Origin of the sequence: uncultured Paraglaciecola sp., assembly GCF_937123705.1 — a bacterium.
Lineage (GTDB): Bacteria > Pseudomonadota > Gammaproteobacteria > Enterobacterales > Alteromonadaceae > Paraglaciecola.
Map to the genome: position 1 here is coordinate 14,248 of NZ_CAKZKO010000158.1, position 26,269 is coordinate 40,516.

26 protein-coding genes and 4 tRNA genes are annotated in these 26,269 nt (G+C 41.6%); 19 read left to right on the forward strand and 11 right to left on the reverse strand.

Features of this window, described 5'->3' with window-relative positions; genetic code table 11:
• Nucleotides 1–123: 123 nt before the first annotated feature.
• The 3 genes from Q0688_RS21355 (at nucleotide 124) to Q0688_RS21365 (ending at nucleotide 5,821) form a co-directional block, all read left to right on the forward strand.
• Nucleotides 124–5,127: a PAS domain-containing protein gene (locus Q0688_RS21355; RefSeq protein ID WP_299082240.1), complete on the forward strand. Its 5,004-nt coding sequence runs from the start codon at nucleotides 124–126 to the stop codon at nucleotides 5,125–5,127.
• A 73-nt stretch (nucleotides 5,128–5,200) separates the two neighbouring features.
• Complete coding sequence (locus Q0688_RS21360) at nucleotides 5,201–5,458, forward strand: hypothetical protein (protein WP_299082242.1); 258 nt, start codon at nucleotides 5,201–5,203, stop codon at nucleotides 5,456–5,458.
• A gap of 3 nt (nucleotides 5,459–5,461) precedes the next feature.
• On the forward strand, nucleotides 5,462–5,821 hold the full coding sequence (locus Q0688_RS21365; RefSeq protein ID WP_299082244.1) for a hypothetical protein: 360 nt from the start codon (nucleotides 5,462–5,464) through the stop codon (nucleotides 5,819–5,821).
• Nucleotides 5,822–5,949: 128 nt separating this feature from the next.
• On the opposite strand, the gene Q0688_RS21370 is transcribed toward Q0688_RS21365, so the two are convergent.
• On the reverse strand, nucleotides 5,950–7,233 hold the full coding sequence (locus Q0688_RS21370; RefSeq protein ID WP_299082246.1) for a DEAD/DEAH box helicase: 1,284 nt from the start codon (nucleotides 7,231–7,233) through the stop codon (nucleotides 5,950–5,952).
• 126 nt (nucleotides 7,234–7,359) lie between these two features.
• Here Q0688_RS21370 and Q0688_RS21375 point away from each other — a divergent pair, with 126 nt between their 5' ends.
• A complete protein-coding gene (locus Q0688_RS21375) occupies nucleotides 7,360–7,827 on the forward strand; it encodes a CreA family protein (protein ID WP_299082248.1) in 468 nt (155 codons plus the stop codon).
• A 12-nt stretch (nucleotides 7,828–7,839) separates the two neighbouring features.
• Here Q0688_RS21375 and Q0688_RS21380 read toward each other — a convergent pair whose 3' ends face one another.
• Nucleotides 7,840–8,037, reverse strand: a complete 198-nt coding sequence (locus Q0688_RS21380; protein WP_299082250.1) for a hypothetical protein — start codon at nucleotides 8,035–8,037, stop codon at nucleotides 7,840–7,842.
• Between the two features lie 132 nt (nucleotides 8,038–8,169).
• Between Q0688_RS21380 and Q0688_RS21385 the strand changes: the two genes are divergently transcribed.
• The 6 genes from Q0688_RS21385 to modC all read left to right on the forward strand — a co-directional run bounded on the left by Q0688_RS21385 (nucleotide 8,170) and on the right by modC (nucleotide 11,986).
• Nucleotides 8,170–8,376: a helix-turn-helix transcriptional regulator gene (locus Q0688_RS21385; RefSeq protein WP_299082252.1), complete on the forward strand. Its 207-nt coding sequence runs from the start codon at nucleotides 8,170–8,172 to the stop codon at nucleotides 8,374–8,376.
• A gap of 61 nt (nucleotides 8,377–8,437) precedes the next feature.
• The gene (locus Q0688_RS21390; protein ID WP_299082254.1) at nucleotides 8,438–8,788 is read left to right on the forward strand and encodes a DUF6768 family protein; all 351 of its coding nucleotides are present in this window, start codon (nucleotides 8,438–8,440) and stop codon (nucleotides 8,786–8,788) included.
• A 36-nt stretch (nucleotides 8,789–8,824) separates the two neighbouring features.
• Entirely contained in the window at nucleotides 8,825–9,367 is a 543-nt protein-coding gene (locus tag Q0688_RS21395) for a DUF924 family protein (RefSeq protein WP_299082255.1), read from the forward strand.
• Nucleotides 9,368–9,394: 27 nt separating this feature from the next.
• Nucleotides 9,395–10,171 carry a molybdate ABC transporter substrate-binding protein gene (gene modA, locus Q0688_RS21400; protein ID WP_299082256.1) on the forward strand — a complete coding sequence of 259 codons (777 nt, stop codon included), beginning with the start codon at nucleotides 9,395–9,397 and terminating at the stop codon, nucleotides 10,169–10,171.
• Complete coding sequence (modB, locus tag Q0688_RS21405) at nucleotides 10,171–10,866, forward strand: molybdate ABC transporter permease subunit (protein WP_299082257.1); 696 nt, start codon at nucleotides 10,171–10,173, stop codon at nucleotides 10,864–10,866. The genes modA and modB overlap by 1 nt, the downstream gene beginning before the upstream one ends.
• Nucleotides 10,856–11,986 carry a molybdenum ABC transporter ATP-binding protein gene (gene modC / locus Q0688_RS21410; protein ID WP_299082258.1) on the forward strand — a complete coding sequence of 377 codons (1,131 nt, stop codon included), beginning with the start codon at nucleotides 10,856–10,858 and terminating at the stop codon, nucleotides 11,984–11,986. The genes modB and modC overlap by 11 nt, the downstream gene beginning before the upstream one ends.
• A 138-nt stretch (nucleotides 11,987–12,124) precedes the next feature.
• Here the strand turns inward: modC and Q0688_RS21415 are convergent, their stop codons facing one another.
• Together Q0688_RS21415 and Q0688_RS21420 are read right to left on the reverse strand one after the other, a co-directional pair.
• A complete protein-coding gene (locus tag Q0688_RS21415; protein ID WP_299082259.1) occupies nucleotides 12,125–12,520 on the reverse strand; it encodes a DUF3718 domain-containing protein in 396 nt (131 codons plus the stop codon).
• 205 nt (nucleotides 12,521–12,725) lie between these two features.
• Nucleotides 12,726–14,522: a M61 family metallopeptidase gene (locus Q0688_RS21420; protein ID WP_299082260.1), complete on the reverse strand. Its 1,797-nt coding sequence runs from the start codon at nucleotides 14,520–14,522 to the stop codon at nucleotides 12,726–12,728.
• A 157-nt stretch (nucleotides 14,523–14,679) separates the two neighbouring features.
• Between Q0688_RS21420 and Q0688_RS21425 the strand changes: the two genes are divergently transcribed.
• The 4 genes from Q0688_RS21425 (at nucleotide 14,680) to Q0688_RS21440 (ending at nucleotide 17,949) form a co-directional block, all read left to right on the forward strand.
• Nucleotides 14,680–15,366: a flagellar brake protein gene (locus Q0688_RS21425; protein ID WP_299082261.1), complete on the forward strand. Its 687-nt coding sequence runs from the start codon at nucleotides 14,680–14,682 to the stop codon at nucleotides 15,364–15,366.
• Between the two features lie 88 nt (nucleotides 15,367–15,454).
• A complete protein-coding gene (locus Q0688_RS21430; protein WP_299082262.1) occupies nucleotides 15,455–15,916 on the forward strand; it encodes a DUF962 domain-containing protein in 462 nt (153 codons plus the stop codon).
• 121 nt (nucleotides 15,917–16,037) lie between these two features.
• Nucleotides 16,038–17,141, forward strand: a complete 1,104-nt coding sequence (locus Q0688_RS21435) for a sensor histidine kinase (protein WP_299082263.1) — start codon at nucleotides 16,038–16,040, stop codon at nucleotides 17,139–17,141.
• Complete coding sequence (locus tag Q0688_RS21440; RefSeq protein ID WP_299082264.1) at nucleotides 17,110–17,949, forward strand: LytTR family DNA-binding domain-containing protein; 840 nt, start codon at nucleotides 17,110–17,112, stop codon at nucleotides 17,947–17,949. Before Q0688_RS21435 ends, Q0688_RS21440 begins: the two co-directional genes overlap by 32 nt.
• Here the strand turns inward: Q0688_RS21440 and Q0688_RS21445 are convergent.
• Nucleotides 17,944–18,930 (reverse strand): ATP-dependent 6-phosphofructokinase, encoded by a 987-nt coding sequence (locus Q0688_RS21445; protein WP_299082265.1) that lies wholly within the window; start codon nucleotides 18,928–18,930, stop codon nucleotides 17,944–17,946. The two genes, Q0688_RS21440 and Q0688_RS21445, sit on opposite strands and share 6 nt — an antisense overlap.
• 141 nt (nucleotides 18,931–19,071) lie before the next feature.
• Between Q0688_RS21445 and Q0688_RS21450 the strand changes: the two genes are divergently transcribed.
• From Q0688_RS21450 to Q0688_RS21470, 5 genes are all read left to right on the forward strand, one after another.
• Complete coding sequence (locus Q0688_RS21450; RefSeq protein WP_299082266.1) at nucleotides 19,072–20,004, forward strand: DMT family transporter; 933 nt, start codon at nucleotides 19,072–19,074, stop codon at nucleotides 20,002–20,004.
• Nucleotides 20,005–20,072: 68 nt separating this feature from the next.
• Complete coding sequence (locus Q0688_RS21455) at nucleotides 20,073–21,254, forward strand: FAD-dependent monooxygenase (protein WP_299082267.1); 1,182 nt, start codon at nucleotides 20,073–20,075, stop codon at nucleotides 21,252–21,254.
• A gap of 54 nt (nucleotides 21,255–21,308) precedes the next feature.
• Nucleotides 21,309–21,485, forward strand: a complete 177-nt coding sequence (locus Q0688_RS21460) for a hypothetical protein (RefSeq protein ID WP_299082268.1) — start codon at nucleotides 21,309–21,311, stop codon at nucleotides 21,483–21,485.
• 55 nt (nucleotides 21,486–21,540) lie between these two features.
• Nucleotides 21,541–22,554: a ribosome biogenesis GTPase YlqF gene (gene ylqF / locus Q0688_RS21465; RefSeq protein ID WP_299082269.1), complete on the forward strand. Its 1,014-nt coding sequence runs from the start codon at nucleotides 21,541–21,543 to the stop codon at nucleotides 22,552–22,554.
• A 24-nt stretch (nucleotides 22,555–22,578) separates the two neighbouring features.
• Nucleotides 22,579–22,977: a YkgJ family cysteine cluster protein gene (locus Q0688_RS21470; RefSeq protein WP_299082270.1), complete on the forward strand. Its 399-nt coding sequence runs from the start codon at nucleotides 22,579–22,581 to the stop codon at nucleotides 22,975–22,977.
• Between the two features lie 7 nt (nucleotides 22,978–22,984).
• On the opposite strand, the gene Q0688_RS21475 is transcribed toward Q0688_RS21470, so the two are convergent.
• The 6 genes from Q0688_RS21475 to Q0688_RS21500 all read right to left on the reverse strand — a co-directional run.
• Nucleotides 22,985–24,388, reverse strand: a complete 1,404-nt coding sequence (locus Q0688_RS21475; protein WP_299082271.1) for a sodium:alanine symporter family protein — start codon at nucleotides 24,386–24,388, stop codon at nucleotides 22,985–22,987.
• Nucleotides 24,389–24,755: 367 nt separating this feature from the next.
• A tRNA-Gln gene (locus Q0688_RS21480) sits at nucleotides 24,756–24,830 on the reverse strand.
• Between the two features lie 314 nt (nucleotides 24,831–25,144).
• Nucleotides 25,145–25,219, reverse strand: a tRNA-Gln gene (locus Q0688_RS21485).
• A gap of 15 nt (nucleotides 25,220–25,234) precedes the next feature.
• Nucleotides 25,235–25,319 (reverse strand) — tRNA-Leu (locus tag Q0688_RS21490).
• A gap of 28 nt (nucleotides 25,320–25,347) precedes the next feature.
• Nucleotides 25,348–25,424: transfer RNA gene (locus tag Q0688_RS21495), tRNA-Met, on the reverse strand.
• 287 nt (nucleotides 25,425–25,711) lie between these two features.
• The coding region (locus Q0688_RS21500) for a DUF933 domain-containing protein (protein WP_299082272.1) at nucleotides 25,712–26,269 on the reverse strand (558 nt) is incomplete at its 5' end.

Sequence of the window (26,269 nt, forward strand, 5' to 3'; positions counted from 1 at the left end):
GTATAAATCTTGATACTTTGTTGCACTATCTCTTCTATTTAACTGCATTTCACTGTTATATTCTGTTAACTAGTCATCAGTTTAATTGGAAAATGTGCAATGGCACCCAGGGTTTGGAACACAATGTTTTTAAAGGTTTTATTCATCTTGTCGATTTTCGTTAGCCCCGCGAGTTTTGCGTTAAGCCAAACCGTACTTGCGCAAAGTCCAACTGCAATAAATATAGGGGTAGTAGGACTAGCGGTACTCTTGGTGTTGTTGCTGGCATTTGTCATCATATTCAAGGTTAAGCTGGGGCAATTACTCGAAAAACAAGTTAACCACGAAAAAGAATTAACCGATAAACAAACTCTGCTCAACGATTTTAAAGTAGGCATGCTGCATGTTAATCAGGCTGGCGAGATCATTTTTGCTAATAGAGTGGCGGCATTTTTACTTGGCAGTAAAGAAGAAAAACTCATCAATAAACCCTTAGTTGAAGTGTTTGATGCACAAGTGCAAGAGGCCATTAGTGGCGCGTTAGGATCGAATCAATATGTGCCCTTGCAAACTTATGTGACCGTCAGTAAACGCCACTTGCAATTAGGGTTTAGTAAACAGTCTGAAGTCAATAATGCGATAGCCAGTGTAATTTCCCTCGCCGATGTCAGTAATTATCAGCATCAAATAGATAAACAAAGCGCTAATTTGAATAGCTTAAATCAAGGGTTACAGCAATCTGGTATAGCTAAACTCACTATTGACTTTGAAGAAAATAGCTTTAACTCAAACCAGCTATTTGCCGATTTGTTATCAGCTCCAGAACCGCTAACAGGCGAAATCAATCAACTTAAGAAAATGCTTAACACTAATGCCGCCCTAGAGTGGGAGCATGCGCTGGAAACCAGTAAGAAAGAGCATCATGTAGATATCAGTTGTGAGTTTTTGGCGAGCCAGACCGGCCAATCTAACGTTCAAGGTAGCTCGCCCAAAGAAGCCCAAAACCAAGACACAGTTCCTTTAAGGTTGATTGGCATTAGCCGTAAAAAGAACGATAAAGACGAAACCACACGTTTAGATTTTCTGGTGCATAACCAGTCACAGCTGGCGCATCAAAAAACCTTGCATCAGGCGAGCGAACAACAAGTAAGAACGTTACTCACAACCAGTCCTAATCCCGTTTATCTCCTCAATGAGCAAGGCAAAATCACTGATTGTAATGCTGCCTTTGAGATGATGTTTAAACTAAAACTGTCAAAAATTGAAAACAAAAGCATACAAGAGCTAGAAATACTGCCTGAAGAATTACTAAGTCGTTTGACTTCGGAAAAAACCACTAACGTAAGTGCAGTAAAGGCCAGTGTCGACAAAGAGTTCGACGTAAAATTGCCAAATGGCGAATTGCATACTCTTAAAATTAAACTCAAATTCTTTTCGAGCAAGGATAAAAAACGCGGCGGCTCAGTGGGCGTTATTCAAGATATTACCGAACTAAAACAAACCAAAAATCAACTTGAACAAGAACGCAAACATTTTATTACTATATTAGATTTGGCTCCGGTGGCTGTTGCCACAATAGATGCAGATGATCGCATTGTTAGAGCCAACATTGCCATGACCGACCGACTCGGGCTAAGCGAAAGAGAGCTTAAAAAAGACACCTTTTACCAATTATTTAACGACGCGAGTAATGCTGGTAAAGCGGCAAAACAAATTCATAAGTCAGGCAGGTTGCGTAATTTTGTAGCGCACCTAAAAGGTAAGGGTGACGAACTACATCCTAGTGAACTCCATGTTGACTTACTGAATAAAGACACCCAAGAGTACTTGTGCTGGATATCCGATCGCACCAAGGAGCAATTCCACCAGGACAAATTTGATGGTTTGTTGCAACACAGTAGTATGCCAATGGCGGTATTAAGTGAAGATGGTTTTAGTAAGTTAAACCCTGCTGCTTGTGCTTTTTTCAATATAGAAGACGAGCATGAACTATTTGGCAGTACGCCTTATGCTGAAGCGTTAAATCTAGACCAAGAAGCATCAGCAGAGCTAGAAAGACATGTCACAAAAGTTAAGCTAGATGGACAGGCAAAATCACTGCAATGGGAGCATAAAGTGGGGGAAGACTTATTACCTTGCCAAGCCACTTACGTGCCTATGTATAAGGGCCAAGAGTTTGATTCAATTTTGTGTATTTGGACCGACTTTAGGGATCTACAACAGGCAGATGAAGCCCGTATTCAAGCGCTTAACTTACATCAAGCGGCAGAGAAAGAAGTGGCTGAGAAACAACAATTACTTCAATCTAGCCGTGATCAGCTTGCCTCTAGTCGCGACCAACTCGCCTCTAAAGAGAAAAACTTAGCCGATACCGAATCAAGACTACAAGCAGCCCAAGAAGATTTATCTGAGAAACAAAGTGCCTTTAGTGATTTGCAGCAAGCCCATCAGAGTGTGACCGATAACTTGCAAGAGCTTCAGCAAGATTATAATCAAAGTCGCTCGCAGCTTAGTGAAGCCCAAGACGCTAACACCGAGTTGGCGACGCAGTTACAGGAGTCAACCGCAAAAGTCAGTGGTTTACAGGCGCAACGTAATGAAATTTCTGATGCCCTACAGAGCAGTGAGAAAAAATATAAAACGGCGCAACAAGAGTTAATAGAAAGTGAGAAAAATGCCGAAAATCTCAAGCAAGAACAACAGAGTCAAGAAGCCAAAATGCAGGACTTTGTAGCTGAGATCGATGGACTTAAGGAGTCGATTGAACAAAAAGATTTACAGATAAACGAAGTTGGCGGACAAATTAATACATTGCAATCCGAGTTAGCTAGTTCAGGGGATACCAGTGAAAAACTTCGTCGACTGTTGATAGATCAACGCAAAGCTAGTGAAGAAGCAGAAGAGCAACGCAGAAACCTTGAACAAACCTACAAATTAGCCGAGTCGGAGTTATCCAATAAAGAACGCCATGTTGAGCATTTACAAAATGAGATGCAAAAATTCGAAGAAATGTCGAATCAACAAAAAGGCGATATGCAAAAACAACAAAGCCAACTTGAGCAGGAGTTAGCAGCAAAACAACAGCAGTTGCAAGATACTCAGCAAACATTAGACGAAACTAAACAAGCCGCCGAACAAGAAAAAGTGGCTAAAGAGCAGCAACAAAACCAGTTAGAAGTGTTGCAGAAAGAGTTGTCTGAAATGGAGCAAAACAGCCAGCAACAGCAGCAAAAAATGGCTGAGACTGAGCAAGAATGGCAAGCACAGCAGCAAAAAGTGCAACAAGAGTTAGCCGCTAAACAGCAACAACTTCAAGAAACCGAAAACACCTTGCAACAGGCCAAGGAACAAAGTGAAGCAGAAAAGGCCGAGAAAGAGCAGCAAATCGCCTTATTTGAAAAACTACAAGCCGAATTGTCGGAAGTTGAACAACGTAATAATAAACAGCAGCAGCAAATTGCCTTGAGGGACAGCGAATACCAGAAACAGCAAGAAACTATGCAAAAAGAGCTGAAAGCCAAACAGCAACAATTGCAAGAAACTGAACAAAATCTGAGTCAAGCCAAAGAGCAAACTGAAGCTCAGAAGAAGCAACAAAAAGCCTTGTTCAAAAAATTACAAGGCGAGTTAACTGAAATGGAAACAAGGAATACCGCACAGCAACAGCAGATGGCAAAAAGCGACGAAGAATGGCAATTACAACAGCAAAAAGTGCAACAGGAGCTCACAGCCAAACAAGAACAATTGCAACAAACTGAGCAATTATTGTCGCAAACTAAACAACAAACAGAAGCAGAAAAAGCCGCTGAAAAGGCCGAAAAAGAACAACAACAAGCCTTGTTAGAAAAACTCCAAGGCGAGCTCAAAGAAATGGAAAAACAGAGCAGCCAACAGCAACAAAAAATTGCCCAAAGCGATCAAGATTGGCAAAAACAACAACAAGCATTGCAAGATGAAGTAGAAGCGAAACGTCAAGAATTACAAAATACTCAAGGTAATTTAGATGAAATTAAACGCCAAGCTGATAACGAAAAATTGGCGCGTTTAGAGCAGCAACAGAAACTTGAACAGCTAACGGTTGAACTGACCGATGTGGAAAGCCGCGCCGTTAAGCAAAAGGAAATGATTGAAGGCAGTGATGAACAATGGCGTAAACATCACGCAGAAATTGAACAACAAAAACTACAACTTCAGCAAGCGTTAGTTGAAGCAGAAAAACAAAATAGTCAGATGAAGCAGAAGCTTGAAGGCAACCTTGAGCAACTTCAAGAAGCCGAAACTCAAGTGTCAGAGACCCAATCGGGCGAGCAAAAGCTGCAAGATGAATTGAATAATGCCCGCACTGAAGCCGAGCAATTACAACAACGTATTCAGCAACAGGAAGAGCATGAACGTAAGTTGCAACAACAACTTGAGAAGCAACAGCAAAGCTTGCAAGGCAGTGAAAAGAGTATTCATTCATTAGAAGAAAAACAAGCGCAACTAACCGAGCAATTGCAAGCCGTACAAAAAGAGTATTCTGACAGTAAGGAAAGCCTGAGCGATCAGCACAGCGATCACGCAGAACTTGCCAAACAATTGCAAAAACTTGAGCAAGACTTACACAGTAGTCAATCTCAGCTAAGCGACAAAGAAAACGCCTTACAAGACGCCAAACAAGAGCTTGAATCTAATCAGGCGAAACTTGCAGAACAAGAAAGTGCGCTATTGACAGCTCACAAAGAAGAATTACAACAAGCCCTTGAACAGCAGCCTGTTGCAGAAAACAAAGCGCCGTCTGAGATCGAAAAAATTGCCATGCCTAGCAATCCTGCAGTGTGGTTTGATTTATTACCCTATTTACAAAATCAAAACATCACTAAACCTTTACCCGTTGCCTTAAATGAACTCATGGATGAATTGGAAAACGGCATCAAAGAAACCGACGTTGCAGTAGACGAAGATGATGTCACCACTATTTTAAGAGGGGCTCGCAAGTTGGTTATTGTGGCTAACAAGGTGAATTCTGAAGCCCTGACCGATGTGGTCACTAGATTAGAGAATGACTGCCGTCAAGGCCTTGTAGATAACATTGCTATCTCATGGCCAACGGTGCAGCGTTCATTAAACAATACCTTGCGGGTGATTTATTCCCATTTACATAATTAATGCTAATGTAAAAAGGGTAAGTAAAGATTGCTAGACCGATATTTGGGTCTAGCAGGGAGTGATGAGGGGAGATATGAATAATTTAATTTCACGTTTGGTTGGCCTTTTACTGTTAAGCAGTTCGCTGCACGTTATGGGGAATGAGGCTTGTGACAAGCTAAAATCGGGTTCACTAGTGAGTATTTTTGGCAGCCATGCCAGTGCTGCCACTTTTCGCCCAGGCTCTGAATATATTCCCCATACCTTATGTACAGCGACGTGGAATAAACCTGATTATGAGGCGCTGAATGGGGCAGTTTTGCAATTTCAAACAAAAAAGGCCATGGCATAGGCAATGAAGCAGCCCTTTGATCAAGTCGCGCCGCCACCGGCAAGTTTCACTGTTAGTTTGACCCTATTGCAACAAGATTTTGCTTCAGCACAGGATGCGGTTGTGAGTCTAGAAAATACCGTGGCTAAACTGTCTAAAGGGGTGACCGTCACCGTTAAAGGGAAAGCCCATACCACTAAAGTCAAATTTGATGATTGGATTACAGGTCTTGGCAATAAAGCGATTTGGGCACCGAAATTAAGCGAGTTGCAAGTCGCCGCCGATACCGAACGCTTTGCCCTGAGTGTTAAAGGTTATGGGGATAAGAAACAAAATCTTGTCAAGGCGATTGATCTTGCTAGGTTCTTTGTAGCAAAAAATTAATAGGTTAATCCGAATTATGGGTAAGTTACTTACCCATAATTTAAATGAATACAATGAGCGATATACAATATTGAAAAAGAATCGGAGACTTGCACTTTTCGATATTTCTTATAAAAAGTTGGATTCGGCTATTTTTTTGCTTTATTCGCTTTAGACGCCTTTGATTTTTTGGCTTGATAGGGCGATGACTTATCACGGCTTATCTTAGTGGCGCTGGCTTTATTGCTGCGGCTGTGTCGGGTGTTTTTGGCCACACTTTTTAATAGACTTACGCGGTTGCTGACTTCAAATCCGGCTTTTACGATACGTTTTATTTTACTGCCAATGAGCTTTTCTATCCGTGCTACTGTGTTTTCTTCTTCGCGGCTCACAAAAGATATGGCATAACCTTCGTTGCCAGCACGGCCAGTACGACCAATGCGGTGTACGTAATCTTCTGGTAAATAGGGCAGGTTGTAGTTGATCACATAATCTAAACCTTGAATGTCTAGTCCTCGGGCTGCGACTTCTGTGGCAATCAACACTTGTAGTTTACCAGACTTAAAGTCGGCAATTGCGCGGCGTCGTGCACCTTGGCTTTTATCGGCATGACATACTGCCGCATCAATTTTACTGCGTTTTAAGGCCGCCATCAGTTCATCAGATTGTTGTTTAGTACTAGTAAAAACCAACACCTGAAACCAATTTTGTTCTTTTAATAAGGCCTTAAATAAGTCTATTTTCCGTGACTCTTCAACAGGGTACATCACATGAGACACTGTCTCGGCTGTGGCATTAATTTTAGTTACTCGCAGCACTTCATGGTTGTTCAGCAGTTTATGAGATAGTTCGTTAACAGCAGGTGAGGAAGTGGCCGAAAATAACAAGGTTTGGCGTTTTTTTGCGGTGAATTGCAATATATTTTGTACATCAACAATAAAGCCCATATCTAACATGCGATCGGCTTCGTCGAGTACTACAAATTCAACATTGGCTAAATTCACGTTACTTAGTTCTATATGTTCCAGTAAGCGACCAGGAGTTGAAATAAGGATATCTACGCCAGATTTAAGTTTATTGCTTTGGCCTCCCATTTTTACGCCGCCATAAAGTGCGGTGACTTTCAATGGTAAAAATTGGGCGTAGTCAGTGATAGTGGTGGCCAGTTGTTCGGCTAATTCTCGTGTGGGAGTTAAAATTAACGCCCTTGGGCTGCCCGATATAGTATCTTTAGGTTTATCCAGCATTTGTTGCAAAATGGGTAAGGCAAAAGCGGCAGTTTTACCCGTGCCTGTTTGGGCATTCACCAATAAATCTTTGCCTCTACGAGCTGGTACTATAGCTTGTGCTTGCACTGGGGTCATTTCAGTATAACCACAGATCTTGAGTGCCTGTTGGATTTCTTCGGCTAAACCTAAGTTAGAAAATTTCATACTGATCCTGTGCAAAGCTAAAAAATGAGGGCGGAATATACAGTATTCTATAGCAAATTGCATAAAATAAGTGCTTACTTGTGATTCAAGCAAGCTGTGTTAACACTTAATAAAAAGGAAATCTTAATGAAGTGGCAATCTGTATGGGTAGGGGTATTGTTGTTAGTGGGTTGTGATAATAATGAGGTGGGTGATATATCGTTAGGGGCATTTACCACTCAGGATATTAAACTCGATGCATTGGTTGATCCTATTGTTACAGGGGTGACTTGTCATGTGGCCAGTATCGAGGCCGATCTTAGCTTATCTGATCCTTCTGATAGCTCTATTGCCTGTAGGCAAACCGGTGAAATAACCACAGCTATGTTAGCGGCTATCGATACCTCGAAGTCGGGGGAAGTGGTATTTAAAAAGTCCAAAAGTATCTTTTTTAAAAGTATGAAAATTCGCCGTATTTATGATCACCAGAGTCAAACCTTGATGTATGTGTCCTATTCCACCAAAGAAACATCTGGTAGTTTTAAACACAGTCTGTCAACTGTTCCTTTATGGGGTACCAGTGCGTATCAAACCTATATAAAGCCTAAAGTGTGAAGTCTTAGATATTTACACTATGGCTGAATCTTTTTTGAGCAGCAAAATCAGCAAATATACCAAAGCGAAGGGCGGAAAAAAGGCCAATACAAATCCTATTATTGCCGCTGTGCGGGCGTTTTCTGTTTTATTTTGGCCAAGACGATAGGCTGACCAAGTAACAAAAATGCTAAAAAGTAGAAAAGCTGCAATAAGAATAATGGAGTACATGTAAACTTCCTTATGTTTGAATTAGATTTAACTATAGTGATGCATTTATCATTTAGCAATATATGTTTATTGATAATCGATAAATATATGTCTATTATCAATAAATTCCAATTAAGTTTGTTGTAGAACTGAATGAATAAAACCATAAAAATAAACCTAGACTTATTGCTATTACAGCGCAAGATGAGCCTTACGCAGCTTTCTCAACAGGTGGATATTACTATGGCCAATTTGTCTAAGTTGAAATGTGGTAAAGCCAAAGCCATCCGCTTTTCTACATTGTTGAGTTTGTGTGAGGCATTAGGTTGTCAGCCCGGAGATTTATTGCAGCTGGAATAACACTATCTGTGGGATTCAATGGTGTTAGCCAGCCTAGGCAAATAGTATGGAGAAGTAAAAAATGTCAAAGTCATCAACCAAAGTATCGGCCCAAGCTGAGTTTTCAGAAGAACAAGCCAATGCCTTGCAACTTATAGGGCAAAGCTTTAAAGGCACATTCAGATTAACTTTTGTAGCCGTTGTCAGTATGCAATTGATATTTGCCACCATGGCCATTTATTGTGCTTATCACTTAGTTAACGAAGGAGATTTGAGTTTAAAAATTAACTGGCTAGCTGGTACATTATCAACCGTAGTAGCTTTTGCCATTGCTCGCTTATGGCTGTTTATGGAGCTCAATCGCTTGTCGGTATTACGTGAAATTCGGCGGCTTGAACGGCAAGTTACTTTATTATCAGAGTCAGATAAATAGGTGTCTTAGGTAAGCCTAAATAAGGTACGAGAAAACATGACGGAAAGTAACGAGGTACTCAAATTTTGGTTTGAAGAAATAGAGCCATCACAGTGGTGGACTAAAGATCTTCAATTTGACCAGATGATTAAGCAACGTTTTGCCCATCTGCATTTGGCCGCAAATCGCTGTGAATTATCTCATTGGCGGAGCACCCCTGAAGGACGCTTGGCAGAGATTATTGTGTTGGATCAGTTTTCTCGCAATATGTTTCGCGATACGCCTGCGTCTTTTGCATCAGATCCCTTGGCTCTAGCGTTGGCGCAAGAAGCCATTGCCCAAGGGGCAGATAAAGTACTTAATCAAAGTCAAAGGAACTTTTTATATATGCCTTATATGCACAGCGAGTCTATGTTGATCCATGATCTCGCTATAGTGTTATACACAGAAAATGGCTCAAAAAATTCTCTAGATTTTGAAATAAAGCATAGTGATATTATTCGCAAGTTTGCTCGTTATCCTCATAGAAACGCAATATTAGGCCGCACCTCAACCCAAGCAGAGCGGCTGTTTTTGACCCAAGCTAACTCGTCATTTTAGGGGCTATTTTATTAAATGAGTTTGTACGTGAAGATAAGAAATTGGTTGGGCGCTCTTATTTTATCCGGTGCAGCTCTTAATCTTGAGGCAAAAACCGTACATATTGCGGTGGCAGCAAATTTTAATAAGACTATGCAAAGCCTAGTGACAGCATTTGAGAAAACCTCTGAATATAGGATCGTGATGTCTGTGGGATCCTCTGGAAAATTTTATGCCCAGCTCAAGCACGGCGCACCCTATGAGTTATTTTTTTCTGCCGATCAAGCTAAACCAGCGGCATTACAACGAGACGGGCTAGTGAGTAGAGGTAGCCGTTTTACTTATGCTATTGGCCGCCTAGCGCTGTGGAGTGCTCACCCTGACTTTTTAAATAAAATCGAACAAAAATTACAACAAGGTGCATTCAATAAGTTGGCTCTAGCTAATCCGAAACTCGCCCCTTATGGGGAGGCAGCTGTTGCAGTGCTGGATAATTTAGGATTAACAACAGCGACCCAAGCCAATTGGGTGATAGGTGAAAACGTGGCACAAAGTTACCAGTTTGTGGACTCAGGTAATGCGGATTTGGGCTTTGTGGCATTGTCCCAGCTGTTAGGGGCAAAAAGAGTCCCGCAGGGCGCATATTGGATAGTCCCCATCGCAATGCACCCGGCTATTAAACAAGATGTAGTGGTGCTGAAAAGAGCGGCCCAAAGCCAAGGGGCGAAAGCATTTTTAGATTTTTTACATAGCACCAAGGCCGCTGCCATTATTGCCGAATATGGCTATCTTGTGGCAAATACTATGAAAAAGGAGCCAGACTAATGGGTCTTTCAGATGCCGATATCGCTACCATTTATTTAACGCTACAACTTGCCACTACAGTGACATTATTGTTGCTTCTTTTCGCCACGCCTGTTGCTTGGTGGTTAGCGAAAACTCACTCTTGGCTTAAAGGGCCGATCAGTGCCATTGTGGCATTGCCTTTAGTGCTGCCGCCTACTGTGTTGGGGTTTTATTTACTAGTAGCTATGGGGCCAAATGGCGCCATTGGTCAGTTTACTCAGGCGCTCGGACTCGGCACTTTACCTTTTACGTTTTGGGGCTTAGTTGTAGCCTCTATGCTGTATTCGTTACCTTTTGTGGTGCAACCGATTCAAAATGCCATCGAAGCTATAGGTCATAGGCCCTTGGAAGTGGCAGCTACCTTAGGAGCAGGGCCTATGGACCGATTTTTTACCGTGGTATTGCCTTTAGCTAAACCGGGTTTTATCACCGCCAGCGTTCTGGGTTTTGCGCATACAGTCGGGGAGTTTGGCATTGTTTTGATGATTGGTGGCAGTATTCCCGATGAAACACGGGTGGTATCGGTACAGATCTATGATCATGTCGAGGCATTAGAATATGGCCAAGCCCATGGGTTATCTGGGCTTATGATAGCATTTTCATTTGGAGTGTTACTGATGCTATATACTGTTCAGCGCAAGCGAAAAGCCTTAGGTGTGCTATATGGCGGATAAGGTTGGAAAGTCAGCCAATTGCGACTCACCTGCAAATGGCATTCAATTACAGTTTCAATTGAATTATAAGGGGGCGACAAGCAGGTCCTTTGTACTGGATATTGATATCGCCATACCTGGCCAAGGGATCACCGCGATTTTTGGCGGTTCAGGCTCGGGTAAAACGTCACTGTTACGCTGTATTGCTGGGCTCGAACAAAGCGCAGTTGGCTGTGTAAGGGTGAATGGCGATATTTGGCAAAACGGCACAACTTTTATACCTACATATCAACGTAGTCTTGGCTACGTGTTTCAAGAGGCCAGTCTATTTGAACATTTAAACGCCAAAGATAATTTATTGTATGCCGTTAAACGTAGCAACTGTGTTGGGGATCCTGATTTATTCGCTCAGGTGGTTCAGGTGATGGGTATTGAAAATGTATTAATACAGTTTCCGGAACAGTTATCTGGTGGCGAAAGGCAACGGGTGGCGATTGCCAGAGCTATATTAAGCCAACCTAAATTACTATTGATGGATGAGCCACTGGCGTCTCTAGATCCTGCACGTAAGTTAGAGATTTTGCCGTACTTAGAAAAACTACGTAGCAGTTTTAATATCCCTATTGTGTATGTGACGCATAGCGTCGATGAAATAGTTCGCTTGGCTGAGCATGTGGTGATTTTGCAACAAGGACGGGTGCTTGCACAAGGCGGGGTCACGGAACTGTTTTCTGATGCCGAGCTGCCTTTAGGAGGGAGTCATGAAATAGGAGCGGTGCTAGATTGCAAGCTAGTGGCCACCGATAACCAATGGCATTTAATGAAAATGGCTTTTGACGGAGGTGAGCTGTGGTTACCTTATGTTGAACGTGAACAAGCGAGTCGCCAAAGAGTGAGAGTGCTGGCAAGTGATGTAAGCTTAACGCTATCTCCCCATACCGACAGCAGCATTCTTAATGTTTTATCTGGCACAATTACTAATATAATCCATGATCAAGATCCCGCTATGTCAATAGTTCGCTTAAAAGTGGGGGAGTGTTATTTGCTGGCGCGTTTGACTCAAAAGTCTCTGAAAAACATGGCGCTGGAAACGAATAATACAGTATGGATTCAGATTAAGTCTGCGGCTATAGTGCGATAGCCAAAAAGTCCTATATAAAAAAACGGCCTCAAAAGAGGCCGTTTTCCTAGGGTATGCAACTTACTGTTTAACCAGAAACTGCTTACCTTCCATGTTGAACATTTAGCTCATTCATGAACAATTTTTGAAGCTATAAGCTTAAATTCGGTCGTTAAGTGCAGCCACAATAGGTGATGCATCTAAGCCATTCTCTGACGCCCAAGCCAAAACAGTTTTGCCGTCTTTCTCTGGTGCTTTTAAGTCGCCTTTAGGCATTTTCTTAACCATCAAAGTACCGGTTTTTTCTGCATTGTTAAGCATAGCGGTACGGATAAGGCTGTTGCCACCACAAGACACACCTGTGTAGTAATCTTTCAACTTTAAGCTGTAATCTGATTGAACACGTTTCATTTTTTTACGTAGTTCACCTTTGTCATCTGCTTTTACAATAGTACAGATGTTTTGTAATGCTTCGCTTACATCGGCTTGTGCGTTGCCAGCAAAGATTAAAGAAGCGGTTGCGATTGCGATTGAAGTTTTAACTATTTTCAACATGGTTAAGTTCCTCGGTGTTTTAGTAAATGTGCAACTGTTGTTGCGTTAAGTGAGGCCATTAAATAGTATTTTTTTCGGTTGGAAAATCTACAAAGCGATACTTAGGTATGAGGTTTCATAACTCAATTCAGCTTTAAAGCCTGTGCTTTAGCAGGCCTTAAAAATATGAAAGATAACCCCGTACCCTAGGTGTTGAGTTTCGTATTTACGCTAACCAAGCGTTACACAGTGTTTGGTCTATGACCTCTAAGGCAATGGTGTCATTGGGTGCCGCTTTGGCTGTGAAGTTAAGCTCCTTGAGCTTTTTGTCTCGAATAATGCTAACTAAAACGGATTGCCCAATCGAAAGGTAGTTGAGGTGCGAGCTTAAGTTGTCTTTACTGACAATCCACTTATTCAAAGCGATCAATATATCGCCCACTTGTAAGCCGGCAATATATGCAGCACTTTGTTCAGTCACTTGGGTGATTTGTACGCCTGTTTCCCGCGCTTTTACTTGTGCACCCAGTTCAATTTTTAGTGGTGCAACTGGCATCAAGCCGCCTTTGTCTTCAATACTTTCCCGGGCAGAAAAGTGACATTTAACGCCAAATTTCTCTAGTAGTGCGTAAAAAGGTAATTCTTCGGTTGAATATAGTGCAGATTGGAAAAAATCAGTTAAGTCTATGGCGAACTCGTTGCTGATAATATGTTGAATGACGTCTGTTGGGGTAGGAATATTTAACTTTCCGTGATGTTTCCACAAATGTCGCATTAGATCGTCTAGGCAAAATTTTTCTTTGCTATGATGTTTTAGGGTTAAATCCAAACACATAGCCAAAACCGCCCCTTTGTTGTAGTAGCTGACTATATTATTGATGGCGCTTTCATCTTGTTTATAAAACTTGGTCCATGCATCAAAACTAGAGGCTGTTATGGACTGTTTGAAGCGCCCTTTGTTGCGGAACAGCCTAGTGAGGTTTTGGCCTACCACTTTTAAATATTCTGACTGAGTAATGAGTCCACTTCGAAGTAAACTAAAGTCGTCGTAGTAGCTAGTAAAGCCTTCATAAATCCATAACTGCTCCGTATACCGTTCTTGGTCTAATGCAGCGCCAAATAATTCTTGAGGTTTGATCCTTTTTACATGCCAAGTATGGAAAAACTCATGGCTACACAAACTTAGAAATACTCGATAACCCTCTGTCATTTGCGCGGCTTCGGATAAAGATGGTAAATCTCTTCGACTGTACATTAGTGCGGTTGAGCTTATATGTTCTAGCCCACCAAACGCGTTGTCTGTTAATAAGGTGATAAATTGGTAACGGTTAATCGGAGGTATATCGTTAAAGAATTCAATGTGGTGCTGGCAGACTTTAGTTAAGTCTGTGGTGATGCGTTTGACGTCCGCTTGATGCCCGCCTGCGAGTATCAATTCGAAGTCAACGCCAGAAGCTGAGAAAGGTAATATATCAAATTCACCCAGTAACACTGGATGATCAATTAGCGCGTCGTAGTTCTCGGCGTAAAACTCTCCAAATGTATGTGTTGCTTGCATTTTGGTTGGCATAGTGGTGGCAACCTTCCAATGGGATAATTCTGCTTGAGCGGGTTTTTCCAAGGTTAAGCTGCACGGTTGATCGGTTTGCCCAACCACCGCCAAAAACATATTCGTACCATTAAAAAATGCTATTTCGTCATTGATATAGGCCCCTCTTACCGATAGGTCAAACGCATAGACTTGATAGCGAATAGTCAATGCAGAATCACTTGCTTGAACTTGCCAGCTTTGTTTGTCGAGCTTTTGCAGTGATAGCTCAGTCTCGTTGGCGTCTTTTGCGCTTATAGTAACGATGTTTCTGGCAAAATCACGGATCATATAACTACCTGGGATCCATGCTGGCAAGGTTAGGATTTGGCCGCTTTTGTCTGGCTCTTTAATATGCAACGTGACATCAAACAGATGTCCAGCAATAGATGAAACACTAACTTGATAGTGAATTGTGGCCGTTTTTGAAAGCATGGTGAGTCTCTATATGGTAAAAATGTTATTATTTTTATGTAGTTAGGTGATAATTATACTGCATTATCTTGTTGTTTCTTTAAACTTTATTTAACATCAGTTTAAGGATAAAGAAATCTGTGACGACAATAGATATTTTTAAGGAATATATAATCCAATGGCTATTTTGCAAGAGAAAGTAGGCTTGTCTAATGAAGAATTAAGGAAAATTCGTTCGACACGTCCAGGAAGTCCTGTTGATTTACAATTAACTGTTGGATCGGAAACTAAAAGGGTCAGAACAGAGTTCATAGGCATGGATAGTAACCGGTGTGTAATTTTTCGATATCCTGATGAAGAAAAGTGGGGAGCCCTAAGTGAAGGTGTTGCCGAAGGCAACTCTGTTATTGCTCGATACATATTAGAGGACGAAACCGGTGAAATAATTGCCTTTAAAGTACAGGTTATTTTAGTGGTCACTCATCCAAGCCACATCATTTTTACAAGCTTTCCTACGGCAATCCAAAGCCATGATTTACGAGCGGAAACTAGAGCTCAAACTCGTATTGCTACGAATATTGTCGACGCCGGTAATAACTCGACTATCTGCGATTCTGTTGTATTAGACATTTCTACTAATGGCTGTCGGATGAGTATTGATAAAAGAGCAAGAGGTACAAGGCCTAAACTCAGGCAAGTAGTAAATATGTATTTTGCCGCCTCTAAAGATAAGATGACTTATCTAACAGGCACTATTATGAACAGCAAGTCTGATGAAGTTAATTTGTATTATGGGGTGAAGTTTGAAACACCCGAAGAAGAAGTTAATCAACTGCTGCAGGATTTACTGTTAGTCAGTGCCTAAAGGTTGAATTGATTAACCCTTAGGTTTTAATTGCCGCAGGGCGATGAAATTGTTAAATTGGCGTTAATAAAATACTAATGAGGTTTACATGCGCCAAATAGAGTTCTTGATTAATGAATACGGTGAAAGTCATAAAAACAGAACCAATATTCTTATCCATGCAATTGCAGTTCCTGCAATTTATTTTGTCACCCTCGCACTTGTTTGGGCCATTCCTACTCCCGCGTTTTTAGATTATTTCCATGTTACTTGGGCCCATGTGCTGGTTATTCCAACTTTATATTATTACTTTCGTTTGTCAGGTCCTATAGGCGCAGCTATGACACTGCTTTCAATTATTTCATTTTTTGGAATTAAGCTATTGATAGCGTTAGATATATCCGTTTGGAAATTCAGTGTGGTGTTATTTATTGTAATGTGGATTTTGCAATTTGTAGGGCATCATATCGAAGGCAAAAAACCTAGTTTCCTAAAAGATCTGCAGTTTCTACTGGTGGGCCCAGCTTGGTGGTGGGTACATTGGTTAAAGCGCTTAAACATCCAATATTAATAGTAAGAATTACATCCTACCTGAAAGTTGCGATAGAACCCTCTAAATCTAAGACCAAGGTGGCGTTTCTTTGGTCTGTTTTTTGTATACTGGCGCCATGTATAAGTGGATGAGAATAGTTGTGCCAAAATGGGAAAAATTAGTCGATAGTCGAGAGCGGTTGTTCTGGACTTTGCATACAGCGGGCTGGTGCGGCTTTGCCATAGTGTATTGGATTGGTTCATTTATGCACGAAATGCGCAGTATTTGGTTGTTTGTCATCATACTTAATGCCTATGCGGGTTGGTTACTGACTATTCCTCTTCGATATATCTACCGTAAAGCGCTAACATTATCACCATTAAAAATGTTGCTGTTGGTTGCGATAAGTCTGTATGTGATTGCGCTGCTTTGGGCCATGGTTAAAAATGTGAATCATTGGGAGATATACAAAAAAGGTTTTCGGCCAGATGAATGGTATTGGTATTTCAGGGGCACCATAAACTCACTCATTATGATTGGGTGCTGGACAGGCGCTTATTTTGGTGTGAAAAATTACCAAATGTTGTTAAAGGAAAAACAAAACGTACTGAAAGCCTCTTCAATGGCCCATCAAGCCCATATTAAAATGCTGAGATATCAATTAAATCCCCATTTTCTGTTTAATACATTAAATGCCATTTCAACCCTTGTGCTGATGAAAGAAAACAAAACTGCCGAGGCTATGGTCAGTCGTTTAAGTGACTTTTTACGGTATTCCCTCGACAAAGATCCTATTCAGCGAATTCCACTTATCCAAGAGATCCAAGCCTTAGAGTTGTATCTTGAAATTGAGAAGGTTAGGTTTGAAGATCGCCTTACGGTGGTTTGGGATATAGAAGAAGAAACTAAAGATGCCTTAGTGCCTAGTTTGATTTTGCAGCCTATTATCGAAAATTCAATTAAGTTTGCCATTTCCAAAATGCAAGAAGGTGGGCAAATCAGTATTTCTGCCAAAACATTTGGTAGAGACTTAATGCTTAATGTAAGTGATAACGGCCCCGGCGCTGACATTAAAAATGGGCAATTACCGATAAGTAAAGGTAGTGGAGTGGGGCTGCATAATATTCAGGAGCGATTGGCCGCTTTATATGTTAAAAACTATTCTTTTGTGATATCTCATAATTATCCTGCGGGGATTAAAATTAATATCCGCATTCCTTTCGAAAAAGGTGATGGCTCTAGTGACAACACAACCGAAAATTAACACGCTAATTGTTGACGACGAACCTTTGGCCCGTAAAGGCTTAGCTTTGCGTTTAGCTGAATATGATAATATTAATATTGTAGGCGAATGTAAGAATGGCTTAGAAGCCGTTACGCTTATTCCGCAGTTGCAACCTGACTTAGTTTTTCTTGATATTCAAATGCCAGGGCTTAATGGTTTTCAAGTGATTAATAAGTTACAAGAATTGCAACAACCCATCCCTTTGATCGTGTTTGTTACCGCATTTGATTCTTATGCGATTAAAGCTTTTGACATACATGCCTTGGACTATGTTTTAAAGCCCGTAGATGAAAGGCGTTTGAAAGACGCGGTGGATAAAGTCTTTTTAACACTGGAACGCAAGCAACAGGACGGCAATAACTTAAAGCTTACTAGGTTGGTTGCTGACTTAACAGGCGATGATTGTGAAGACATTTTACGAAAATTAGCCAGCGGTGAGCGGATTACTGCAAATCCGTTTCCAGATGTTTTAGCCATAAAAGATGGCTCAGAAGTGACCCGTGTAGCGGTCGATGATATCCAATGGATTGATGCCGCTGGTGATTATATGTGTGTTCACGCTATAGGGCAGACGCACATTATGCGCCGCACTATGAAAGAGTTAGAAAAAGACTTAGATCCCAAAAAATTTGTTCGAGCTCATCGTTCGGCAATTGTAAACATTAAGTTCGTGCGAAAGATGGTCAGTCATATTAGTGGTGAGTATCACCTAATATTGGATAACGATACCGAACTAAAGGTTAGTCGCAGTCATAGAGACCGCGTTAAAGAAATGATTAAATTATAGATTTAACAACTGTCTTTGGACCTTGAGTAAGTATTTATCTAATGGTTTTTGTTGTTGCCAACTGACTTCAATTGGCAGGGTGACTAATTGATTATTGTGTTCACCCACCATTACAGCATTATGCCCTTCAATGGCTTGTTCAACTGCATAAGCACCTAATTTTGCCGCTAAAATTCTGTCTTGACTCACAGGTGAGCCTCCACGTTGTACATGGCCTAAGATTACAGGGCGACATTCGATTTCAGTTTTTTCAGAGATCATGTTTGCCAGCGTTATTACACCGCCGGGTAATAAGTTTTCACTAGTCACGACTATATAGCTGGATAGACCTCGAACCCGATAAACGGCTTGCAAATGCTCGATTAAGTTGTCAACTTCTACTTCAATATCTCCGCAATCTTCAGGAACAATGACTCGGTCTGCAGCAGAAGCCACAGCTGCACTTAATGCAATAAATCCTGCATGTCGGCCCATTACCTCGATGAGAAATATGCGTTCAAAAGCATCAGCGGTATCTCGAACCTTATCAATAGAGTCAAGGGCAGTTTCAATAGCCGTGTAATAGCCTATAGTGGCATCAGTGCCACTGATGTCATTATCAATAGTGCCGGGTAGTCCAATCACTTGTCCATTGTAGTATTTACTTAGATGATGAGCGCCACGAAAAGAGCCATTGCCACCAATGACAAACAAAGCATCAATGTCCAAATCCAGTAGGTTTTTGGCTGCGGCTCTACCATATTCTTCGGTATGAAAATCTACGCAACGTCCACTTTTTAATATGGTGCCGCCTCTTTGACCTATATTGTTTACATTAACTGGAGCCAACAGTTTGTACTCTTGTTCGATAAGGCCGTTGTAACCATGTTTGTATCCAATCACTTCAAGTCCATAATGCTCGGCTGTAAGCACTATGGCGCGAATACAGGCGTTCATTCCGGGAGCATCCCCCCCAGATGTTAAAATGGCAACTTTTTTCATGACTTTCCCTTCAATGTGACTTGTACAAATTGGTTTAACCTAGGGTAGAATGCAACTCCTTTGTAAACAAGATTATTTGTATAAAAATTAGCGGGTTAGTGAAATTTTTTAACGGTAAATTACGACTTATTTGGGAAAGCTATGAAGCTTACAAACTTAGATAGAACAAAACATTGGTACGGATTTTTGTTATCCCTAACGACTGCTATTTTGTGGGGCGTATTACCCGTTTTTTTAACACTAAGTTTAGAAAAGATGGACGCTATCACTATTACCTTATACCGTTTTTTTGTGGCCGGGGTATTTGTGTTTTTTGTCTTGTGGAAACATCAATCTTTACCACGTTTAGCGGCGCTTGCAGGCCGCAAAGGTACCTTGTTATTTGTGGCGAGTTTGTTTTTAGTCGTGAATTATGTGTCGAATGTTAAGGGATTAGAGTACCTCAATCCCGAAACAGCGCAGATTGTAATGCAAATCGCGCCATTTATGCTGATGTTAGGAGGAGTGGTATTTTTTAAAGAGCGTTTAACCCGCCTTGAGATCTGTGGCGCCTTGTTGCTTTTCTCGGGGTTGATGTTGTTTTTTAATGATCGATTGGCAGATTTGTTTCTTTCAGTTAGTCAGTTTAGCGTGGGGGTATTTGTCATTTTGCTTGCAGCCACGACTTGGGCCGCCTACGCCTTGATGCAAAAAACACTATTACGAAGTCTAACGGCAAAACAATTAACTTTATCCATATATATTATTGGATTTTGTGTGTTATTGCCTTTCTCTAGGGTATCGCTATTAATGGATATGCAGATGATCCATGTATTGGCTTTGCTATTTTGTTGTGCCAACACCATAGTTGCTTATGGCGCTTTTACCGAAGCTCTTAATATATGGCCTGCGTCTAAAGTCAGTGCGGTTTTGGCTATGTCGCCCATCTTTACATTCTTGAGCATGACAGTGGCCGTAAAATGGTTACCGGGACATTTTACCGCCAGCAATTTAGACTATTGGGCCTATATAGGCGCAGCTGTTGTAATTGCAGGTTCGGCATTGACGGCATTAGGTAGGCCCAAGCAAAGATAAGCTGTTTTGGAAAAAGTTCTCTGGCATTTTTGTTAGAATAAGCCGTACTAGTAACAAGGAAAAATAACGTGTTTGATTATTGTGTAGTGGGAGGAGGCATGGTGGGCTCTGCCATGGCGCTAGGTTTAGCCAAGTTGGGGTTTAGCGTGGCACTTATTGAGCCTGCTATACCCCAACCTTTTTCGCCTGAACAACCTCCCGATATGCGGGTGTCTGCAATTAGTTTGACTTCTGAAAACCTGTTAAATGAATTAGGTGCATGGGATTATATCAAGAGCATGAGGTTATGCCCTTACAAGAGACTCTCGGTATGGGATAACCCGTCTTGTCGTACTAACTTTGATAGTCGCTCGATTGCCCAGCCTCATTTAGGCCACATAATTGAAAATCGAGTAGTGCAATTAGGTTTACATAGGAGCATTCACACCAAGCAAAACGTTACTTTTTTTGAAAACTTGAGTATTACTGGTATAGCGTCTAATGAGATATCCGAGATAAGGTTAGACAATGGTGAGCTTATTCAAGCCAAAATGCTGATTGCTGCTGATGGTGCTCAATCGGTGGTGCGAGATGCCGCTAATATAGGTGTTCAAGGCTGGCAATATGCCCAGCAAGCATTGGGTATTCAAATTAGAACTCATGTTGCACAGCAAGACATCACGTGGCAGCAATTCACACCCGATGGCCCAATGGCATTCTTACCTTTATATGATGGTTTTGCTTCCCTTGTTTGGTATCACAACCCTGCTAGTATCAAGCAGTTAAAATCAATGTCTAAAGAAAAGGTAAAACAACTTATAGTGCAACATTTTCCTGCTGATTTAGTAGACTTTGAGGTGCTAGAATTAGCTAGTTTTCCGCTTACACGTATGCATGCTAATCAATATTTCAAGGGAAACACGCTACTTATTGGCGATGCCGCCCACACCATCAATCCATTGGCGGGACAGGGGGTTAATTTAGGGTTTAAAGATGTGAGTGCATTACTTGCTGTCATTAAAGATGGTCTTGCAATATACGACAGAACAAGGCTTTTAGATCCTCAATATGTTCCAACTTGGTTACAACAATATGAGTCAGCGCGCCGTAATGATAATCTTGCCATGATGACAGCCATGGATTGTCTATATGCTACTTTTAGTACCAATAATTTGGGCCTGAAAATGCTACGTAATCTAGGGTTGAAATTAGCTAATCATGCAGGCCCCATAAAAAATAATGCCATGAAATACGCCATGGGCATACAGTAAACTTATAATCGGCATGATACATTCCAACAGTTTAAAATTGAGAGCAGAAAACAGATGACAGTATTAGTTATTTTGGCGGTGTTATTTATAGCTTTAGTGGTGATTATACCTGTTGTTGAACGCTCTAACTTTAGAATGTCGAATGAACAAATGGGCAAATTGGGTCGCTGGATCCTACCTTTGTTAGTTGTGATGGTGATTATTCAATTGGTTATGCATTACGGCACATAAACGTGAATAACCTGTGTTGTTAACGAAATTTAGATTATTTAAATAGGCAGATTAAATGGCAGTTCATTGGTATCCCGGGCATATGCACAAAGCCCAAAAAGAAATAAAAGAGGTATTGCCACAAGTCGATGTGTTGATAGAAGTGTTAGATGCACGTATTCCTTATTCGAGCGAAAATCCCATGATTGCTCAGCTTCGAGGCGATAAACCTTGTATCAAAGTATTAAGTAAGACTGATTTGGCCGACCCTGAGATCACCGCAGCATGGCAAGCATCGCTTGAAAAAGAAAGATCCGTAAAAACCTTTGCCGCCACTACAGAAGAGCCGGCCAAGATGAAACAAATCTTGGAATTATGCCGAAAAATGTTGCCCGAAAAAGAGGCCAGCGTAAAAGCGATTCACACTATGATAGTGGGCATTCCGAATGTGGGTAAATCCACACTGATTAATATTTTAGCCGATAGGGTGATTGCTAAAACCGGTAACGAAGCGGCGGTGACTAAAACCCAACAACGGATTAACTTAGGTAATGGTATTACCTTGTTTGATACACCGGGTATATTGTGGCCTAAATTAGAAAATCCCAATAGCGGCTATCGCCTTGCTTCTACAGGTGCCATTAAAGACACCGCCATGGAATACGACGATGTGGGCTTTTTTGCCGCCGATTATTTAATTAAAGCCTACCCAGAGTTGCTTAAAGCGCGTTTTGATTTAAGCGACATACCCAATACCGAAATTGAATTTTTAGAACTCGCCGCCGCCCGCCGCGGGGCATTAATGGCAGGCGGTAGGGTGAACCTGCATAAAATTTGTGAGGTGCTAATCAATGAATTGCGCTCGGGGAAACTAGGGCGGGTAAGTCTTGAAACGCCGCAAATGATTGAAGCTGAAGTGATTGAAATGGCTAAAGTGGAGGCTAAAAAAGCAGCCGATAAAGTTGATCGTAAAGCTCGCTTTAAAACCGGCTCACTGACGCCTGACAAAAAAGATCGTAAAGAAAAACGCCAAAACGATAGAGCCGAGCAGTCGGCGCGTATGAAAAAACAATCGAATCGCAGGAAATAATGATGTTAGTGATGGCCTTGGCTGATGCAAGCATGTAATTCCTGCGGCAAATGTTGTATTAAATACAGCAATGGTGACTTGTCGGCATCTGAACAAGATATCGACATGTGGCAGTTATTCAAGCCCGATATTGCTGCTTACGTTAAAAAGGGCCTGATTTGGTATTCGCCACAAAGTGGCAAACAATTATCTTTGTGCCCGTTTTTACGAGAAGTAAAAAATCCCCAACATCCCAACAAGCCCTTTTACAGCTGCGATATTTACTATGACCGACCAGAAGATTGCCGCTTTTACCCCGTCACCGTTAAACAAATGATCAATGACCAATGTGAAATGTTACAAGATGGGGATGTGGATAATCCCCATCAAGCACAAAAAGACTTAGACAACTTGCTCGCAGACAGTCGGCCTAGCTACGAATAATAGCAATCTACCAAATACCATCTTCTGACTTACCCTGAATTTTACAGTCCCCGGCTTTATAGGTAATTTCTTTACCACTTTCTCGTTTCTTAAAGTAGTCCTGACTGATGGAAACAATAGTTGGTGTCATCCACACTATGGCGCTGATGTTGATGACTGTCATTAATCCTAGCGCCATATCTGCCGCTGCCCAAACCTCGGGTAAGGCAGCCATTGAACCCCATAAAATCATTAACAGATAGCCAACTGTATAAGCTGCACGGCCCGCTTTATTATCGAGTTTGAACATGTGCAAGTTACTCTCGCCGTAGGCATAATTGGCAACAACCGAAGTAAAGGCAAATAAACTAATAGCAGCGGCCACAAAATCTCCGCCGCCGGCACCTAAATGGGAACTCATAGCATTTTGAGTTAAGCGTATGCCTTCCATACCTTCACCCGATGCGCCGCCCGCTAACAAAATCACCACAGCAGAACAGGTGCATAAAATCATAGTATCGATAAACACCCCCAACATTTGCACATATCCTTGAGACACTGGGTGGTTTGGATTAGGGCTGGCACTTGCTGCGGCATGAGGTACGCTACCAGAGCCAGCTTCGTTAGAATAAAGCCCACGTTGCACCCCATGTTTAAAAGCCGCACCTATAGCGCCAGCACCGGCCTCCTGAAGGCCAAAGGCCGAGGTAATGATGTCCCACAACATAGCGGGCACTAAATCGATATTTAAAAAGGTGATAGCTAAGGTCACTAAGATGTAACTCACCGCCATAAAAGGCACGACCCACTCGGCAAACTTTGCGATAGCCCGTAATCCGCCAATCACAATTAGCGCCGCTAAAGATATGATCACTAAACCTGAATACAGGGTAGGGATGTTGTATGCATGATTGAGGGCATCGGTAATGGTATTGGCTTGTACAGCACTGAAAATAAAACCATAACCGAGGAATAGAAATAACGAGAAGATCACCGCCAACCAGCGCTTGTTTAGCCCTTGCTGAATATAATAAGCAGGGCCGCCACGAAACTCGCCGTTGGCATCTTTCACTTTGTACAGTTGCCCAAGCACACTTTCTGCAAAACCTGTGGCCATGCCTAAAATCGCAATCACCCACATCCAAAAAATAGCGCCCGAGCCACCTAACGAAATCGCCACTGCTACACCGGCTAAGTTACCCGTGCCCACACGGGCAGACAAACTGGTACACAAGGCTTGAAAGGAGCTTATACCGGCCTTGTCGCTTTTAAGGCTGCCTTTCATTACCGAAAACATATGACCAAAGTGGCGAATTTGAATACATCCTAATTTTACCGAGAACCATACGCCCGCCGCTAATAACATGTAGATCAATATCTGGCCGTTGCCCCAAAGAATGTTATTAATAAATGCGACTATTTCGTTAATCAAAAGGATACCTTTAACTTATTGAGTTGATACTAGAAGTGTGCCGTTTAATGGCTGATATGTCTAGGTGAAAGCAAAAGGAGGTTTCTAAGAATGAAAGGAACTAAGCCGGTTTGCTCACTCAGCCTAAAGCATCTAGCTCGTTTCTCGAAGCTCAAGCCAACGACATAACTGTGGATTAAAACCAATTATCGTATTATTTAGAAAGAAAATGGCTGGGGTAGCTGGACTCGAGCCAACGACATAACTGCGGATCAAAACAATAATATCGGAAATCGAACTATAAGAATTTGGCTGGGGTAGCTGGACTCGAACCAACGACATAGCTGCGGATCAAAACAATAATATCGGAAATCGAATTATAAGAATTTGGCTGGGGTAGCTGGACTCGAACCAACGAATGACGGGATCAAAACCCGTTGCCTTACCACTTGGCTATACCCCAAAACAGGAAAAATTGTTTTGTAACTTTTACTGATGAAATGTTGAATTAAATCAGTTTAGTAAAAAGTTAACTGGGAAAGCTAGGTTAGAACCAAAGACGAACTCACGGATCAAAACCAATTGTTACCCATATACATCTGAAAGAAGAATTGGCTGGGGTAGCTGGACTCGTATCAACGACATTCCTGCGGATCAAAACCATTTATCTCAGACATTTTTTTATTTATAAGATTGGCTGTGTTAGCTGGACTTGAATCAACGATATAACTGCGGATCAAAACCTTCTATCACAAAAACCAATTTATTTTGTAAGAATGGCTGGGGTAGCTGGACTCGAACCAACGAATGACGGGATCAAAACCCGTTGCCTTACCACTTGGCTATACCCCAACAATGTCTTACAAATGGTGCGGAAGGAGAGACTCGAACTCTCACGCCGTGAAGCACTGGAACCTAAATCCAGCGTGTCTACCAATTCCACCACTCCCGCATACTTTCATTCTATAAATAGATAAAAGTGGTGGCTACAGCGGGATTTGAACCTGCGACCCCATCATTATGAGTGATGTGCTCTAACCAACTGAGCTATGTAGCCACTAAATCACTCCGTCTCCGAAGTGGCGCGTATTATGCTGATCTAGAATTTTTTCGTCAACCGTTTTATTGCAAAAAATGTCTGTTTGGTTAGATACTAAGCAAGAGTTAGTATGTTTTGCACAATTATATGATTTTCAATCAGCTTTTATGGGATTTGGACTGTTAGCTGATGACATATATCTAGCTAGCCGGAGGGTCGTATCAGTCATGAATAAATAATCTCTTACCTTCAGTCACAAAAAAGCCCACTATGAAGTGGGCTAATTTAATTCTGGGATTAAAACGCTACACATTAAACCTAAAGTGGATCACATCACCATCTTTTACTATGTAATCTTTGCCTTCTAAACGCCATTTACCCGCGTCTTTGGCACCTTGTTCACCTTTAAATTCAACGAAGTGGTCGTAACTGATGATTTCAGCGCGAATAAAGCCTTTTTCAAAGTCGGTATGAATAACGCCTGCGGTTTGGGGGGCAGTAGAACCTTCTCGGTAAGTCCATGCTCGTACTTCTTGCACGCCTGCGGTAAAATAGGTATTTAAGGTAAGTAACTCGTAACCACTGCGGATGACGCGGTTTAGACCGGGTTCTTCTAGGCCTAGGTCGGCCATAAACTCGGCTTTTTCTTCTTCGTCTAATTCAGCAATTTCAGATTCAATTTCGGCACATACGGCTACGACTACTGCGCCTTCTGCTAGGGCAATTTCTCTAACTTTATCTAAATATGGGTTATTCTCGAAACCATCATCGTTAACGTTGGCAATGTACATAGTGGGCTTAAGAGTTAAGAAGTTCATGTAGCTGATAAGTTTTATTTCATCTTTATCAAGTTCAACTGAACG

Coding starts and splice junctions, on each gene's coding strand:
- Q0688_RS21355 (WP_299082240.1), top strand. CDS start 124: ATGTTTTTAAAGGTTTTATTCATCTTGTCGATTTTCGTTAGCCCCGCG.
- Q0688_RS21360 (WP_299082242.1), top strand. CDS start 5,201: ATGAATAATTTAATTTCACGTTTGGTTGGCCTTTTACTGTTAAGCAGT.
- Q0688_RS21365 (WP_299082244.1), top strand. CDS start 5,462: ATGAAGCAGCCCTTTGATCAAGTCGCGCCGCCACCGGCAAGTTTCACT.
- Q0688_RS21370 (WP_299082246.1), bottom strand. CDS start 7,233: ATGAAATTTTCTAACTTAGGTTTAGCCGAAGAAATCCAACAGGCACTC.
- Q0688_RS21375 (WP_299082248.1), top strand. CDS start 7,360: ATGAAGTGGCAATCTGTATGGGTAGGGGTATTGTTGTTAGTGGGTTGT.
- Q0688_RS21380 (WP_299082250.1), bottom strand. CDS start 8,037: ATGTACTCCATTATTCTTATTGCAGCTTTTCTACTTTTTAGCATTTTT.
- Q0688_RS21385 (WP_299082252.1), top strand. CDS start 8,170: ATGAATAAAACCATAAAAATAAACCTAGACTTATTGCTATTACAGCGC.
- Q0688_RS21390 (WP_299082254.1), top strand. CDS start 8,438: ATGTCAAAGTCATCAACCAAAGTATCGGCCCAAGCTGAGTTTTCAGAA.
- Q0688_RS21395 (WP_299082255.1), top strand. CDS start 8,825: ATGACGGAAAGTAACGAGGTACTCAAATTTTGGTTTGAAGAAATAGAG.
- modB (WP_299082257.1), top strand. CDS start 10,171: ATGGGTCTTTCAGATGCCGATATCGCTACCATTTATTTAACGCTACAA.
- modC (WP_299082258.1), top strand. CDS start 10,856: ATGGCGGATAAGGTTGGAAAGTCAGCCAATTGCGACTCACCTGCAAAT.
- Q0688_RS21415 (WP_299082259.1), bottom strand. CDS start 12,520: ATGTTGAAAATAGTTAAAACTTCAATCGCAATCGCAACCGCTTCTTTA.
- Q0688_RS21420 (WP_299082260.1), bottom strand. CDS start 14,522: ATGCTTTCAAAAACGGCCACAATTCACTATCAAGTTAGTGTTTCATCT.
- Q0688_RS21425 (WP_299082261.1), top strand. CDS start 14,680: ATGGCTATTTTGCAAGAGAAAGTAGGCTTGTCTAATGAAGAATTAAGG.
- Q0688_RS21430 (WP_299082262.1), top strand. CDS start 15,455: ATGCGCCAAATAGAGTTCTTGATTAATGAATACGGTGAAAGTCATAAA.
- Q0688_RS21440 (WP_299082264.1), top strand. CDS start 17,110: ATGGCTCTAGTGACAACACAACCGAAAATTAACACGCTAATTGTTGAC.
- Q0688_RS21445 (WP_299082265.1), bottom strand. CDS start 18,930: ATGAAAAAAGTTGCCATTTTAACATCTGGGGGGGATGCTCCCGGAATG.
- Q0688_RS21450 (WP_299082266.1), top strand. CDS start 19,072: ATGAAGCTTACAAACTTAGATAGAACAAAACATTGGTACGGATTTTTG.
- Q0688_RS21460 (WP_299082268.1), top strand. CDS start 21,309: ATGACAGTATTAGTTATTTTGGCGGTGTTATTTATAGCTTTAGTGGTG.
- ylqF (WP_299082269.1), top strand. CDS start 21,541: ATGGCAGTTCATTGGTATCCCGGGCATATGCACAAAGCCCAAAAAGAA.
- Q0688_RS21470 (WP_299082270.1), top strand. CDS start 22,579: ATGCAAGCATGTAATTCCTGCGGCAAATGTTGTATTAAATACAGCAAT.